At 72.3% G+C, this 14,755-nt stretch carries 13 protein-coding genes; 6 read left to right on the top strand and 7 right to left on the bottom strand.

All coding sequences use genetic code 11. From position 1 onward, the window contains the following. Positions 1-145: 145 nt before the first annotated feature. Positions 146-733 (bottom strand): YqaA family protein, encoded by a 588-nt coding sequence (locus tag ACESMR_RS18900; protein WP_373048670.1) that lies wholly within the window; start codon positions 731-733, stop codon positions 146-148. 193 nt (positions 734-926) lie between these two features. Between ACESMR_RS18900 and ACESMR_RS18895 the strand changes: the two genes are divergently transcribed. Further along, positions 927-1,286, top strand: coding sequence for a DUF971 domain-containing protein (locus tag ACESMR_RS18895; protein ID WP_373048669.1), 360 nt, complete (start codon positions 927-929; stop codon positions 1,284-1,286). Here the strand turns inward: ACESMR_RS18895 and ACESMR_RS18890 are convergent. Then, positions 1,279-1,800, bottom strand: a complete 522-nt coding sequence (locus ACESMR_RS18890; RefSeq protein WP_373048668.1) for a ClpXP protease specificity-enhancing factor SspB — start codon at positions 1,798-1,800, stop codon at positions 1,279-1,281. The two genes, ACESMR_RS18895 and ACESMR_RS18890, sit on opposite strands and share 8 nt — an antisense overlap. 113 nt (positions 1,801-1,913) lie before the next feature. Between ACESMR_RS18890 and ACESMR_RS18885 the strand changes: the two genes are divergently transcribed. Continuing rightward, complete coding sequence (locus tag ACESMR_RS18885) at positions 1,914-2,897, top strand: aldo/keto reductase (protein ID WP_373048667.1); 984 nt, start codon at positions 1,914-1,916, stop codon at positions 2,895-2,897. On the opposite strand, the gene ACESMR_RS18880 is transcribed toward ACESMR_RS18885, so the two are convergent. The 4 genes from ACESMR_RS18880 to ACESMR_RS18865 all read right to left on the bottom strand — a co-directional run bounded on the left by ACESMR_RS18880 (position 2,894) and on the right by ACESMR_RS18865 (position 6,341). Further along, on the bottom strand, positions 2,894-4,444 hold the full coding sequence (locus tag ACESMR_RS18880) for a GMC family oxidoreductase N-terminal domain-containing protein (RefSeq protein ID WP_373048666.1): 1,551 nt from the start codon (positions 4,442-4,444) through the stop codon (positions 2,894-2,896). The two genes, ACESMR_RS18885 and ACESMR_RS18880, sit on opposite strands and share 4 nt — an antisense overlap. After that, positions 4,444-4,947: a hypothetical protein gene (locus ACESMR_RS18875; RefSeq protein ID WP_373048665.1), complete on the bottom strand. Its 504-nt coding sequence runs from the start codon at positions 4,945-4,947 to the stop codon at positions 4,444-4,446. The genes ACESMR_RS18880 and ACESMR_RS18875 overlap by 1 nt, the downstream gene beginning before the upstream one ends. Before the next feature lie 40 nt (positions 4,948-4,987). Further along, positions 4,988-5,503: a sterol desaturase family protein gene (locus ACESMR_RS18870; protein ID WP_373048664.1), complete on the bottom strand. Its 516-nt coding sequence runs from the start codon at positions 5,501-5,503 to the stop codon at positions 4,988-4,990. A 61-nt stretch (positions 5,504-5,564) separates the two neighbouring features. After that, positions 5,565-6,341: a DUF2270 domain-containing protein gene (locus ACESMR_RS18865; protein ID WP_373048663.1), complete on the bottom strand. Its 777-nt coding sequence runs from the start codon at positions 6,339-6,341 to the stop codon at positions 5,565-5,567. Between the two features lie 94 nt (positions 6,342-6,435). Here ACESMR_RS18865 and ACESMR_RS18860 point away from each other — a divergent pair, with 94 nt between their 5' ends. From ACESMR_RS18860 to ACESMR_RS18845, 4 genes are all read left to right on the top strand, one after another. Continuing rightward, positions 6,436-8,451 carry a response regulator gene (locus ACESMR_RS18860; protein ID WP_373048662.1) on the top strand — a complete coding sequence of 672 codons (2,016 nt, stop codon included), beginning with the start codon at positions 6,436-6,438 and terminating at the stop codon, positions 8,449-8,451. A 63-nt stretch (positions 8,452-8,514) separates the two neighbouring features. Further along, positions 8,515-9,972 (top strand): potassium/proton antiporter, encoded by a 1,458-nt coding sequence (locus tag ACESMR_RS18855; protein ID WP_373048661.1) that lies wholly within the window; start codon positions 8,515-8,517, stop codon positions 9,970-9,972. A 60-nt stretch (positions 9,973-10,032) separates the two neighbouring features. Then, complete coding sequence (locus ACESMR_RS18850; RefSeq protein WP_373048660.1) at positions 10,033-11,778, top strand: hypothetical protein; 1,746 nt, start codon at positions 10,033-10,035, stop codon at positions 11,776-11,778. Positions 11,779-11,879: 101 nt separating this feature from the next. Further along, positions 11,880-13,277 carry an aldehyde dehydrogenase family protein gene (locus tag ACESMR_RS18845; RefSeq protein ID WP_373048659.1) on the top strand — a complete coding sequence of 466 codons (1,398 nt, stop codon included), beginning with the start codon at positions 11,880-11,882 and terminating at the stop codon, positions 13,275-13,277. Positions 13,278-13,302: 25 nt separating this feature from the next. On the opposite strand, the gene ACESMR_RS18840 is transcribed toward ACESMR_RS18845, so the two are convergent. After that, on the bottom strand, positions 13,303-14,673 hold the full coding sequence (locus ACESMR_RS18840) for a serine/threonine-protein kinase (protein ID WP_373048658.1): 1,371 nt from the start codon (positions 14,671-14,673) through the stop codon (positions 13,303-13,305). Positions 14,674-14,755 lie beyond the last annotated feature (82 nt).

Genomic DNA, 14,755 nt, shown 5'->3' with positions numbered 1-14,755 from the left:
GTAGGGCGGCACCGGGAGAAGAGAAGCCACCAGCCGGGTCGGCGTCTTGTATCTTGCCCACTCGGCCCCGCTGGCGCGGGACCAAGCGGGCAAGAGGCGCGCTTCGCGCGCAATTTGCTTTGCGTTGGAGCGCCCCACTGGGCGCTCAGAACTTGATGTAGCGGCGCGCCTTCTCGCCGAAGAAGGCGAAGGCGAAGGAGACGCCGAAGAAGCGCGCGGTGCGGCCGATCACCGAGGCGAGGAGGAAGGCCGGCAGCGAGACCCCGACGAGCCCCGAGCCGATCGCCACCACCTTGTACGGCGTCGGCAGCACCGAGCAGAGGAGCGCCAGCATCCAGAAATTGTCGGAGAGCGCCTGGCCGAGGGTGGTGTCGACGCCGAGGCGCGTGGACTGGATGGCGATGTCGGTGGAGATCCCCAGGGTCGCGGCGAGGGCCTCGCCGCCGACGTGGCCCAGGGCGTAGCCGATCAGGCCGCCCACCAGGCTGGCCAGGGTTCCGGTGGTGGCGTAGCGGAGCCATTTGCGCGGTTCCGCCAGGACCATCGGCACCAGGATCGCGAAGGGGGGCACGGGGAACACCGAGCCGTCGATGACGGAGACGCCGAGCATCGCCGCGTGGGCGTGGGGCGAGCGGGAGAGCGCGGCGACGCGGGTGCGGAGCCTGCCCATGAAGCCCTGCTTGCGGCTCTCCCCTGCGGTGGTGACGGTCTCGGCCTGGATCGGTTCGCTCATCTGCTGCGGGCCCTTCGCTTCTGGTGGCCGGGCAATGTAGCGCGTCCCCGACCGCTTGCGTCAGCCTCGTTTGTCCCCCTGGCGACCGGGCGGGCGCCGGGGCCGAAAGGAAGCGTGGCCATCCGGGAACGGTTGCGTCACCCCCGGGCCATTCCCTACAAGCAGCTGGGACCACCCATCCGAGAGGACGTACATGTTCTGGGACAAGCTCAAGCCGACCGAGGCCGAACCCCGCGCCGAGGCGGTGGACGTGGGCAGGGACGGCACCTTCCAGGTCCGCTGGAACGACGGCAAGGTGTCGAGCGTCGCGGTCCGCGACCTGCGCCTCGACTGCCCCTGCGCCTCCTGCATCGACGAGTGGACCGGGGCGAAGCTCCTCGACCCGACCCGCGTCCCCGTGGACGTCAGGCCGGTGGCGATGGAGCCGGTGGGCAACTACGCCGTGCAGATCCGCTGGAGCGACGGCCACGAGACCGGGCTCTACACCTGGCGGCAGCTGCGGTCCTACGCACCGGGCGAGCCCCGCTACGTGCCCCGCCGCACGGCTACTTGATCCGGCGGAGGTGGGGCACCTTCGGCTGCCCGCCGCCGGGCGGCGGCTCCTCGGGGCCGCCGTCGTCCTCGGTACCAGGCTCCGGGGGCGCCGGATTCTCCGCCGACCCCTCGAGCACCGCGAAGCGTGGCCGCCCCTTGCTGGTCTGCTGCTGCGGCGGGGGCGGCGCCTCCCCCTGCGCCAGCGTCGCCTGGACCAGGTCCTCCGGCACGTCGGCAGGGAAGAGGAACTGGTCCTTCGTCGCGTGCGAGTACATCTGGTAGAGGCTGTTCCAGGGGAGCCTGCACGAGTGGGGCATCCCCCCGAAGGTGAGGCTCGCGATCACCCCCCACTCGTTCATCTCGAGCGGGAGCTGGAAGCGGTACGAGAGGTTGAGCCGCAACCTCGGATCGTTGGCGAATTGCGCGGGCACGTCGACGCCTGGACGGCGCGCGTCGACGGTGACCATCACCATTCCGCGATCGAGGAGACTTTCGAGCAATTCCTGCTTGCTGGCCGGCTTTCCCGTATCCATGGGCGGCGCATCATGACCACGCCGCGGGCCGGAGGGCAACTGCTGCCTTTCGGCCTTGCATCCCTTCGCCGGGCCGCAGAGAAAGTCGCCACCCGTCCACCGGAGGCAAGGACATGGAACGCAGGCAGCTTCCCGGAACCGACCGCACCGTCTCCGCCATCGGGCTGGGGACCTGGGTTGCAGGCGGCACGTCGTGGGGCGGCTCCGAGCCGCGGCTGATCGCGAAGGCGATCGAGCGGGCGCTGGAGCTCGGGATCGATCTCGTCGACACCGCCCCGGTATACGGCTTCGGCAGGAGCGAGGAGATCGTCGGACAGGCCCTCGTCGATCAGGGCGCGCGGGACAAGGTCTTCCTCGCCACCAAATGCGGCCTCGCCTGGGACGACCAGGGGCGCGTCCGCCGCGACTCCTCGCCTGCCCGGATCCGCGCGGAGATCGACGATTCGCTCCGGCGCCTGCGGACCGATCGGATCGATCTCGTCCAGGTCCACTGGCCCGATCCGCGCACGCCGATCGCCGAGACGGCGCGCACCCTCGAAGAGCTCGTGGGCACGGGAAAGATCCTGGCCTGGGGTGTCTCCAATTTCGACGCGGCGCAGCTCGCCGAGGCGCAGGCCTCCGGCAGGCCGGTGGTGGACCAGGTGCCGTACAACATCTTCGAGCGGGAGATCGAGAAGGAGCTCCTCCCCTTCTGCAGGGAGAAGCAGGTGGGCGTCTTCGCCTACGGCGCGATCTGCCGGGGCCTCCTCTCCGGGAAGTTCCGCTCGGACGCCACCTTCCCCGAGGGCGATCTGCGCCGGGCCGATCCGAAATTCCAGCAGCCCCGCTTCGGCCACTACCTCGCGGCGCTGGAGCGCTTCCGTCCCATCGCCTACGCCCGCGGCAAAACGCTGACCCAGCTCGCGGTGCGCTGGCTCCTCGATCGGCAGGGGGTCACCGCGGCGCTCTGGGGCGCCCGCTCCCCCCGGCAGATCGAGGAGGCGGCAGGCGCCATCGGCTGGTGCTTGAGCGAGGGCGAAATCGCGGGCATCGACCGGATTCTCGGCGAGACGGTGCCCGATCCGATCGACGCCTCCTTCATGGCGCCGCCGGCTTAGTGGATCGCGGGGGCTCGACGGAAGTCCTCGGCGATCCCCCAGGCGAGCTTCGTGGCCAGCGCCATGATCGGCAGCTGCGAGTTGACGCCGATCGAGGTGGGGAAGATCGATCCGTCGATCACGTAGAGCCCCTCGACATCGAAGGTCTCGCCGGTCTCCCGCACCGCGCCGGCGCTGCGATCCCGGCCCATCCGCGCGCTGCCGAGCGGATGGAAGGTGAGGCATTCGAAGCGCTTCGCCCGGATGTTGGGATCGTCGAGGAAGGCGAGCTCGTCGGGTGAGCGGATCGGCCGCTGGCCGAAGACCGGCAGGAGCACCTCCCTGGCACCGGCGGCGAACCAGGTCTCGGCGAGGAGCTTGATCCCGCGGATCAGCCGCGCCTTGTCCCGCGGCGCCATCCGGTAGGTGAAGAGCGCCCTGTCGCCGGGCAGGCGCCAGACCCTGCCGCCGCCCTCGTCGTGGACCATCAGCCCGAAGGTGGCGAGGTGGCGCATCCGGCCCGCGTATTCGGTGAACTCCCTGCCGATGCCGGGGAGCATCGCCGCGATCACGTTGGGCGCGGTGAAGATGCTGTTGAGCGTGAGCCCCTCGTCCTGGAACGCGTCGGCGTAGGCGCTCTGCATCGCCCCCTTCCAGCCGCTCACGTCCTCGTCGAAGAAGGCGGCGACCCTGGCGGCGGGATGGAGGGAGAGATGGCGGCCCACGTGGCCGGACCAGCGCCCCACCCCTTCGCGCTGGAGCAGGAGCGGGGTCGAGAGCGCCGAGGCGGCGAGGATCACCCGGCGCGCCCGGATCCGCACCCGGCCCCTGCGCCGCCCCTCGCCGTCGAGGAGCCTGCCCTCCACGCCGGCAGCCCTGCCCGACTCGATCCGCAGCCGCGTCACCCTGCAGTCGGCGATCACCAGCGCGCCCCGCTCCCGCGCCCGCAGCAGGTAGGTCAGGTCCACCGACATCTTGGCGCGATGGGGACAACCGAAATTGCAGCGGGAGGACCCCAGGCAGCCCACGGTGTTGCGGCGCATCGGCTCGAGGCCGTAGCCGAGGCGGCGGGCCCCCCTGGCGAAGAACGTGGTGGAGCGGGATTGCATCGACGCCGGCACCGTGTGCACCGAGCTCGTCTCCTCGACGCTCTTGTAGGCGGGCTCGAGGTCCGCCGGCGAGAAGCCGCGCAGGCCGTGGACGCGGCCCCACTCCTCGAGGACGGGCTCGGGGATCCGGAAGATCACGCCGCCGGTGAGGGTGGAGGATCCGCCCACCGTGCGCCCGGCGAGGATCGAGAGGAGCGGCGTGTCGCCGAGGCCCAGCGCCGCCGTCGTGCCGGCGTCCCGGAACATGTGCTGCATCGTCTCGGAGGGGCGGAAGCGCGCGTAGCGCTCGGGCGGCACGTGGCCACCCTCCTCGAGCACGATCACCGAGAGGCCCGCCTCGGCGCAGATCGCGGCGGCCACCGAGCCCGCGGCGCCGGAGCCGACGATCACCACGTCGGCGTCGAGGGAGAGATCGCCTGCGTGCTGGCGACCTTCGAGGATCGGCGTCGTCTCGGCCATCACGCCCCTTCCGCCACGTGCGGATCGTGGCGCTCGCCGCCCACCACCTGCAGCTTGCTGCCGGTCGCGGGCAGGGGCGAGCCGCCGTCCCGGGCCCAGGCGGGACCGAGGAGCCCCTCGCCGTCGTAGCCGGTGCGGGCCAGCATCTCCGGGTGCTCGAAGTAGTGGAGCCCGAGCGCGGTCTTGAGCAGCACCATGAGGAGGCCGAGGCGGCGGCTGCGCTCGATGCCGACCAGGCAGCGGGCCCGCTCCGCCGCGCCGAGCCGCACGAAGCGCTGCAGCCGCCGCAGGAAGAGCAGCGGAGAGAATTGGACGACGAGGAGGGCGCCGCGGAATGCCATCTGCGTCTGCAGGCCCGCCCTGGCGAACCAGGGACGCAGGCTCGCGAAGACGAAGGCGACGCGCTCCTCGGGGAGGCTGCCACTGCCCTCGTCGAAGAGGGTCTCCATCACCCGCCGCACCACCGCGAGCTGCCGCGGAGAGAGGTCTTTCATCCGGCGCACCCCCTCTCCTCCTTCGTCCCTCCGGGCAACGGAGCCCGGATCAGGAAGGAAGATGCTTCCTCTCCGCCCGGGCGGCAGCAGGGCCTCCCCTCCCGGGGGCGCCGGCCTGCCCCGGCGCTGGGGGAAGGGAGCGGAAGACCCAATCCCAGAGGGGAGAGGTGACGCCGTAGCGGGCGTGGAATTGGGCGTGGTGGTGGATCATGTGGTGGCGGCGGAGCGCCTTGAGGATCCGACCCCGCGGCACCCGGTAGTGGGTGGCGTAGTGGACCCACTCGTACGCGAGGTAACCGGCCACCAGACCGGCGAGGAGCGAGAGGCCCGGGCCCGTGCCGAAGAGCCCGAGGAAGGCAAGCGCGTGGATCGCCGAGCCACCCAGCGCCGAGGGGAGCGGCGCGAGGGCGAGGCGGCGCTCCTCGAGGCTCGCGTGGTGGGCGAGGTGTCGCTTCCCGAGGGTCCGGGGGAAGTGGTGGAAGACGAAGCGGTGGAGCAGGTACTCGAGCAGCGACCACCAGGCGAGGCCGGCGAGAAAGAGCAGGAAGATCGACGAAGCGTTCACGCTGGCGCCACCCCCGATGGCGATCCTCTGTCCACGGGCCGAGCGGCGGACAACCGACCGTTCAGGCGAGCCGATCCTCGTTCCGCGCGGGACGGATCCGTGGTGGCTGCGAGCGGAGCTGGACCTGCCCCGCCGGCCCCACCCTGCGGAACGGCTCCGAGAGGGAGACCATGCCCCGCCGCGACGGCGGCCGCAGCTCCGTCGCGGGGAGCGGGGCCCGGGTTCCCAGCCAGAGCAGCCAGAAGAACACGCCCACGCTCACCACCCAGCCGGCCCAGAGCACGACGCCGGGCATGGGACCGATCTTCGCCCGGGCGATGAGCTCACCCCAGCTCGTCGCAGGGACCGGGTGGATGTCGATCTTCACCACCCAGGAGGCGAGGAGGAGGGCGAGGATCGGCGCGTAGGTCCGTCGCATCCGGAAGACGAGGGAGTCGAGGGCGGAGATCCGCAGGCGGGGCCTCGTGAACTCGCTCGCCATGGCCGAGTAGAAATCGACGGTGATCGGCTCGCGGCGCATCAGGGGCACGAGGTAGCCCGACTCCATCAGGCGCACCCGGCGGGCCCAGATGTCGTAGTAGCGGTAGCGCCGCGCCTCGACCACGAGGAAGGTGAAGACGAGCATCGCGCCGGCGAGCAGGGTCGGATGGGGCGAGGTCGCCGAGGAGAAGGTGAAGGAGACCACCGCGGCGGTGGTGGTGATCGCCCAGTTGGTGGTGGTGTCCAGGCGCGTCCGCCAATTGGTGGATCGCTGCACCTCCGCCCGGTAGATGTGGGCGAGCGTGACTTCGCTGATGCCGGGACTCTTGCCCTGGCTGCGGCCGAGCCGCTCGGCCATCGCCGACCTCCTGCTTCCTCCAAAGATTCGGCGTGGGGGCCCCAGATGCCAGCGGGCCTTTGCCGCAGGCCCCGGGGATGCCGATCGTGAGGCGGTGTTCTACGAGTCCGCCGGCCCCGAAGAGATCAGCCCCGAGATCCTGGAGCTCGCCTCCTTCCTCCACAGCGAGGCGTCCTCGATCGCGCGGACCGCGGCCACCCTGATCATGGGCGGGCTGCCCCTCCTCGGCACGGGGGCCAGGCGCAGGCTCCGCAGCCTGCTCGGCGACCAGCTCCTCGAGCTGGCGCGCCACCTCCAGAGCTTCGGGGACGAGGGTCCCCGCCTCTACGGCGAGAGCCAGCGCCGCTATGCGGCGTCCCGGCTGGCGGAGGGGATGGCGCTTCACGAGGCCCTCGGCGAGCGGGCGGTCGTCCACGAGTGCATCCTCGTTCGCTGGTCGGAGGAGAAGGGCGCCATCCCGGTGAAGCAGGCGCGCATCCTCGCCCAGAGCTTCGCCGAGGTCTCGAGCCAGGCGGCGGAGGTCTACCTCACCTTCCAGCGGGCGGAGAGCGTGGCGTTCCAGGAGGCGGCCCTCCTCGACACCATCGTCCACCACCTCGACGAGGCGATCCTCGTGGTGGAGCCGGACGGCACGATCAGCTACGTGACGCCGGCGCTCGAGCAGATCGTCGGCCTGCCGCCGCGCTACTTCATCGGCGTGCAGCCGGAGCGCCTGGGCAGCCTGCTGCAGCGCCTCGACCTGCGCGATCGGCAGGGCACGCCGATCCCGCGCGAGGAGCTGCCCGACCGCAAGGCCCTGGTGAGCCGCGAGGCGCAGCACGCCGATTTCGTCCGGATGCGGCGGATGGACGGCACCGAGGGGATCGTCGAGCTCTACGCGGCGCCGGTCTTCGCCGAGGAGGGGCAGCTGCGCGGCGCGATCGTGACGTTGCGCGACCGGACCGAGAGCGCGCGGCAGACCGTGGCGCTGGAGCGCGCCTACGAGGACCTGCAGACGATGCACGCAAGGCTCCTCTCCCGGAGCAGGCTCGAGGCGATCGGCGAGCTGGCCGGCAGCGCCGCCCACGCGCTCAACAACCAGCTCAACGTGATCACCCTGCGCGTGCGACGGCTCCTCGAGAAGCCCGAGGCGGCGGAGGACGCCGCGGCGGTGGAGAAGTCGGTGCGCGAGATCGCCGCCCTGGTGGGCCGCCTGCAGGAATTCGCCGAGGCCCCCGAGGCGCGGGAAGCGGAGCCGATCGACGTGCGCAAGGTGGTGGAGACCGCGCTGCAGATGACGCGCGCCGAGCTCGGTCCCGGCAACCCGGTGCAGCTCGCCACGAGGCTGCGGGAGATGCCGCCGGCGCTGGCGGAGAGCGACGCCCTCCTCGAGTTCACCACCGCGCTCCTCCTCGGCGCCAGGGATGCGAGCCCGCCGGGCTCCACGGTGCTGGTGGAGACCCGGATAATGGACGACCACGTGGTGCTGCGCGTGGTGGACCGGGGGCCGGCCTTGAGCGCCGCCCAGGTGGAGCAGCTCTTCGAGCCGCTGGCGCCCGGTGGTGCGGAGCGCGCCCTCTCGCTCTCGGTGGGCAGGCAGGCGGTCCAGCGGTGGGGCGGCGAGGTGCGCGTTCTCCACGAAGCCGAGGGCGGCAACGCCTTCGAGGTTCATCTGCTCCTGCAGGGCGCAGCCGCCGTCGCGCACGCAGCCGAGGCAGCGAAGCACGTGGAGGCCGAAGCGGAGGCGGAGGCGGAGCGCCGCAAGGGCGCCCCGGCGCCTGCCCGCGTCCACCGTGTGCTGGTGGTGGACGACGACGTGGACAATGCGTCGATGCTCGCCGACCTGATCCGCGACGCGGAAGGCACCGAGGCCTTCACCGCAGGCACCGGGGCAGAGGCGCTGCAGGTGGCGGAGCGCTCGCCGCCGGAAGCGGCGCTGGTGGATCTCCTCCTTCCCGACACCAAGGGCTGGGAGGTGGTCACCGAGCTCAAGCGCCGCTTCCCCGACATCCGGGTCGCCGTGGTGAGCGGCCTCGCGGTAACCCGTGAAGAACGCGAGCAGAGCGGCGCCGATGCCGTCTTCCGCAAGCCGATCGACACCGACGAGCTGCTGCGTTTCCTGGGGTTCTGATCGAGGTTTGCAGCTCGCTTGCCTGGTGGTACTTGCAGCGACGTGCCGATCGCCGAACCGACGTTGACAGCACTCGTTCTCCTTACCGTCGGCGTGCTCATGGGCGCGAGCGTCCTCTTCAGCCGCGCCGCCGGGAAGACCGGCGTACCCGTCGCCCTGCTCTTCCTCATCGTCGGCATGATCGCCGGCGAGGACGGGCTCCTCGGCATCCGCTTCGAGGATTTCGGCTTCGCGTTCCGGGTCGGCACCACCGCGCTGGTGCTCATCCTCTTCGACGGCGGCCTGAACACCCCGCTCTCCTCCCTGAAGCAGGGGCTCCGCCCGGCGCTGGTGCTGGCGACGGTGGGCGTCGCGGGGACGGCGGGGTTTCTCGCAATCGGCGCCAGGCTCCTCGGCTTCACCTGGGGAGAAGCGTTCCTGATCGGCGCCATCGTCTCCTCCACCGACGCCGCCGCCGTCTTCACGGTGCTCCGCTCGAGCGGCATCCACCTGAAGAAGCGGCTCGGCACCACCCTCGAGCTCGAGTCGGGACTGAACGACCCGATGGCCGTGATCCTCACCATGGCGGCGACGCAGGCGCTGGTGGCCCACGAGTCGCTCGGGTGGGGGATGCTCCTCGACGTCGTGATCCAGCTCGGCGTCGGCGCCGGGCTCGGCATCGGCATCGGGTTCGCTGGCCGCTTCCTCATCCAGCGCTCGCGCCTCTCGGCGAGCGGGATGTACACGGTGATGACCGTGGCCGTCGCGTTCATCGCCTTCGGCGTGCCGACGCTGGTCTGGGGCAGCGGCTTCCTCGCCGTCTACCTGGCGGGGATGACGATGGGCAACGGCAAGCTGCCCTACCGGACGGGCCTGCTCCGGGTCCACGACTCCCTGGCGTGGCTCGCGCAGATCATGATGTTCCTCCTCCTCGGCCTGCTCGTGACGCCCTCCGCGCTGGTGGAGGTGGCGGTGCCGGGCCTCGCCCTCGGCCTGATCCTCGCCTTCCTCGCGCGGCCTGCGGTGACGGCGCCGATCCTCGCGGCGTTCCGCTTCAAGCGGCGGGAGACGCTCTACGCGAGCTGGGTGGGGCTGCGCGGCGCGGTTCCGATCATCCTCGCCACCATCCCGATTCTCGCCGGTGTCCCGGGAACCGAGCGAATCTTCAACATCGTCTTCTTCATCGTGGTGGTGAACGCCTTCCTTCCCGGCGCCACGGTGCAGCGGGTCACCCGGTGGCTGCGCCTGGAGGCCCCGGAGCCGCCGCCCCCCGCAGCGGTGCTCGAGATCGCCTCCTCGCAGATCCTCTCCGGCGACGTGCTCTCCTTCTACGTGGACAGTTCGTCCGCGGTGGCGGGCAGCGTGATGGCGGATCTTCCCTTCCCGGAGGGCGCCGCGGTGATGCTCGTGGTGCGGGGCAACGAGATGATCGCGCCCAAGGGGCAGACCCGTCTCGATCCGGGCGACCACGTCTACGTCTTCTGCCGCCCGACGGATCGCCCCTTCGTGCAGCTGATGTTCGGCCGCACCGAGGAGAGCTGACGACCGGGGTCGCCGTCGGGCAGCGGACGCTGTAGCCCTGCGGCTTCGCAGCAGGAGCCCATGTCGCACCCCCGCGCCGGTGGGAGGCGCCGCTGCAGCGCCGGCGCCGCCTGCGCAGCTTTCGTTCGGGCGGCCCCGGTCGAGGGGGCACCGGACGAGGAGGCTGGCGTGGGGCGCGGGTGGCGGTGGTGGTTGGCGACTGTCGGCGCGGTGGGCTGCATCGGCCTGCTGGCGGAGGGGGCTGCAGCCTGGCTGCAGCCGCCGTCGCCTCCAGCGCCACGCGCATCCGATCCTGCCCCCGCCACCCTCCTCGGTCCGGCGCTCCGGGATCGCGCGGTGCTCCGGCCCGGAAGCAGCCTGGCCCGTCGTGATCTGGTGGCTGCGCCGGACGGTCCCTCCCTCGGCATGGTGCGCGAACCGCGCTTCGGCGCCACGGTCCAGTGGCTGCGCCGCTGCACCTCGGGCGACGCGGTCGTCACCGTCGAGCGGCTGCGCGAGGGCGTGACCTGGGTCGTGGTCCACCGCGAGGGGAAGCCCTGCTTCCGCCTGCCCTTCGCCGACGGCCCGGATCAGGCGCCCGCGTCGCTCCGGATCCACGGCACCGTCGACGCCGCCGGCGACGCGGGGCCCATCGGCATCGTCCACACCGCCGCGCTCCAGCCGCTCCTCGGCGACGACGGTCTCATGTTCCGGCGCGAGGAGGTCCACATGCTCCTGGTCGGCCTCGACGGCAGGATCCTCCTCGAGCGGGCGCTGGAGACCCGCGCCGCAGCTGCCGGTGCGTGGGGAAGCGCCCTCTCCCTCGCGCCGCTGATCTGGGATGGCGAGACCCTCGTCGCCTGGTCGAGCGCGCGCCGCTGGGAGGCGAACGCGACCCAATGCCTGGGCAGCCTCCTCCGCCTCCAGCGCCGGGGTCCTGCCGCGGTGGCGGAGGGCGTTCCCTGCGAGGCCGCCGGCGTGGTCGACGTGGACGGCGACGGCCTGGTGGAGATCGCAGCGACCACGGCATCTGCGGACGGCGTCCCCTGGGAGGCGATCGTCGACGCCGGCGGCGACTTCGCCGCCACCTGGGCGAGCGCGGCGACGCCGCCGCGGCTCATCGGCGAGGTGGCGCCCTCGCTCCTCGTCGGTCCTGCCGATCCCCTCGCGGGCAGCAGGCTGGTGCCGTGGCCGTGGCGCGACGAGGGAAGGGAGCTGCCACCGGACGACGGGGTGCGCTTCACCTTCGACTGGGATGGCGACGGTGCGGACGAGGTGATCCTCTCCCGCGCCGGCGGCGCGCTCGTGCTCGATGCTGCCGGCGTCCGGCTCGCGGAGGTGGAGGGCGTCCCCCTCGTCGGCAGGATCGACGGATCGGTCCGCGAGCTCCTCGTGCGCCGGGCCACCTGCGTGGCGGCGGTGGCCACGGACGGCGGGAGCCGCTGTGCCCCGGGCGACGTCGGCGCGCTGGAGCGGCAGGTCTCCGTGGGCCGCTCCTTCGACTGGACGGCGGACGGCACGGCGGACGTGACCGCGATCGGCACCGGCGCCGACGGGACGCTGCTCCTCGCCGCGTGGGCGGAGGGGGACCTCACCTTCGCGTGGACCGCCTCCACCCTCGAGGAACTGCCGCCGCGCCACCAGGCGCCGCGGGCGCTCTCCCTCTCCGGGAAGCGGGGCGCGGAGGTGCTGGTGGCGACGCCGGAGGGCTTCGCCATCCGCGCGGTGCCCGATGGCGCGATCCGCTGGAGGGCGCTCGCGGAGGATGGCGTCCTCGACGCCTGGGCGCTTCCCGCCTCGGGTCCCTCCTCCATCGCCGTTCGCTGACCCTGCGGGGGTGCGGGTTCGAGGCTCCCCGCCGGGTCGGTGGCACCCTACCTTCTTTCGTCTCTCGCACCCCAGCCATCGAGGCGACGAGGAGGTGGCGCGTGATCAACCAGCGCAGCGTATTCCGGATCGACGACCCCTTCCGTGGCGACGTGGTGGCGGAGGTGCCCCTCCTCGACGCGGCGCAGGCCCACTCCGCGGTGGAGCGCGCCGCGGCGGCGCAGCGCGGCTGGGCCAGGCGCTCCCTCGAGGAGCGCATCGCCGTCTCCCAGGGCTTCGTCGGCGCGCTCGAGCGGCGCACCGAGGCGGTGGCCCGCGACATCAGCCGCCAGATGGGAAAGCCCCTCGCGCAGGCGCGGGCGGAAGTGGGCACCTGCCTCGACCGGGTCCGGAGTCTGATCGCGCAGGCGCCGCGGGCCCTGGCGCCGGAGGCGCTGCAGGAGAAGGCCGGCTTCACCCGGCGGATCACCCACGAACCGGTGGGCGTGGTGCTGGTGATCGCCGCGTGGAACTACCCCCTCCTCGTCCCCGTGAACGCGGTGGTGGCGGCGGTCCTCGCAGGCAACGCGGTGCTCCTCAAGCACGCGCCCCGCACGCCGCTCTGCGCGGAAGCCTTCGCCGCAGCGTTCTGCGAGGCCGGCGCCCCGCCGGATCTGGTGGTGCCCCTCCACGTCGACCACGACGTGGTCGCGCAGGTCGCCGAGCATCCGGCGGTGGGCTACGTCTCCTTCACCGGCAGTGTCCGGGGCGGCAGGCAGGTCTATGCAGCGGTGGCGCAGCGCCGCTTCGTCGAGGTGGGGCTCGAGCTCGGCGGCAAGGACGCCGCCTACGTGGCGCCGGACGCCGATCTCGGCGCCGCGGTGGAGAACCTGGTCGACGGCGCGATGTACAACGCGGGCCAGAGCTGCTGCTCGATCGAGCGGATCTATGTGCATCGATCCCTCTACGATCGCTTCGTCGAGCAGGCGGTGCGGGTGGTGCGCGGCTACCGGCTCGGCGATCCCCTCGACGAGGCGACGACGATGGGGCCGATGGCGCTGCCCGGCGCGCCGGCGGCGCTGGCGGAGCAGGTCGCCGACGCACGGGAGCGCGGCGGCGCGGTGCTCTGCGGCGGCGAGCCGCTGCAGGTGGAGGGGCGCGGCCGCTTCTTCGCACCGACCGTGGTGGCGGACGCGCCGCAGGATTCCGCGCTGATGCAGGAAGAATCCTTCGGGCCGGTGGTGGGGATCGCGCCGGTCGACTCCGACGAGGAGGCGGTGAAGCGGATGAACGACAGCCGCTACGGCCTCACCGCCTCGGTGTGGAGCACGGCTCCGGCGCTGGCGGAGCGCCTCGGCGCGCAGCTCGAGGCAGGCACCATCTTCCTCAACCGCTGCGACTTCCTCGACCCCGAGCTCGCCTGGAGCGGGTGGAAGGAGAGCGGCAGGGGTGTCTCGCTCTCCCGCTTCGGCTTCCTGCCGGTGACGCGCCGGAAGAGCTGGCACTTCCGGCTCCCGTAGCCCTGCGGTAGGCCGCGGCGTCGCATCAGAGCGGGCGGGGCTGCTGCTCCGTCGGGCGCGGGGCCTTGCCGCTCGCGGGCGCTGGCGGGCGCCGCCGCTGCTGCTCCTGCGGCGAAGGCGTCGTCGCTGCGGGCGGGGGCGAAGCGGGCCTCCCACCGCGCTCCGCTGCAGCCGGTGGCTGCGGCGCAGCCGGCGCCGGCGCGGTCTCGCGGAGGATCCACCAGGCGGCGATGCCTGCGAGGAGGGCGAGGCAGGCAGCTGCCGCTGCCACGAGAACGCGCGCCGATCGCCGGGCCTGCGCCTCCGCGTTCGTCGGCTGGGCAGCGGTCGCCGTAGCCGGTGCGGAACCTGCAGCCACGGCCCCTGCCGCATCGAGGAGGGTGGCGCTCCCGGCAGGCCTCGGAGTCGTTGCCCTCTGCTCGGCCGGAGCCTCCAGCAGCGCGCGAAGCCCGGCCTCGACCTCGACCACCGTGGGCCGCTCCGCCGGCGCCTTCGCGAGGCAGGCCATCACCAGCGACTCGAAGGGCTGCGGCAAGCCGCTGGGCAACCCGGCCCCTGGCGGTGGTGGCGTGAAGGTGAGCTGCCGCACCAGGGTCTCGCCGAAGGTCTTCCCCTTGATCGGCTGCACGCCGGTGGCGAGCTCGTAGAGGATGACGCCCAGGGCGTAGACGTCGGCGCGGTGGTCCACCGTGTCGCTCCCCGAAGCCTGCTCCGGGGCCATGTACTCGGGCGTGCCCACCACCGCCCCGGCAGCGGTGCGGGCCATCGAGATCCCCGGCTCGGGATCGAGATGCCGGGCGATGCCGAAGTCGAGGAGCTTCACGAAGTCCCGGACGCCGCCCCGCTCGGTGAGGAAGACGTTGTCCGGCTTGAGGTCACGGTGGACGATCCCGGCGCCGTGCACGGCGCCGAGCGCCGAGGCGAGCTGCGCCCCGACGTGCGCCGCCCGCACCGCAGGGAGGGCGCCCTCGTGCTCGAGGAGCTGCCGCAGGCTCTGGCCCCGGAGGAGCTCCATGATGAAGAACTTCGGATCCTCCGGGGCCTCGCCCTCGAAGAAGTCGGTGATCTCCACCACGTTTTCGTGGGCGAGGAGGTTCACCGCCCGGGCCTCGGCGAAGAAGCGCTTCACCGCCTGCGGATTGGAAGCGAGCTCGGGCTTGAGCATCTTGAGCGCCACCTTGCGCCCGAGCCGCGTGTGCTCGGCGAGGTAGACGCGGCCCATCCCGCCCTCGCCGATCAACTCGACCAGCCGGTAGGAGCCGAGGACGAGGCCCTGCTGCCCGACGAGAAGGGTCCGTTCGTCCACCGCGTCGGCGGGGCCGAGACGGGTTCCGTCCCTCGTGCAATAGGCGGCGTCCGAGCCGTAGCTTCCGCCGCACCGGGGGCACAAACGCATGTGACAAGCTCCATCCGGCGGCTTCTCGATCAACCGGGACGGCCCGAATATCACAGCGCCACAGGCGCAGACGGAAGGGGCG

This window comes from Vulgatibacter sp. (assembly GCF_041687135.1).
Lineage (GTDB): Bacteria > Myxococcota > Myxococcia > Myxococcales > Vulgatibacteraceae > JAWLCN01.
This window is presented reverse-complemented; position numbering and strand designations above follow the sequence as displayed.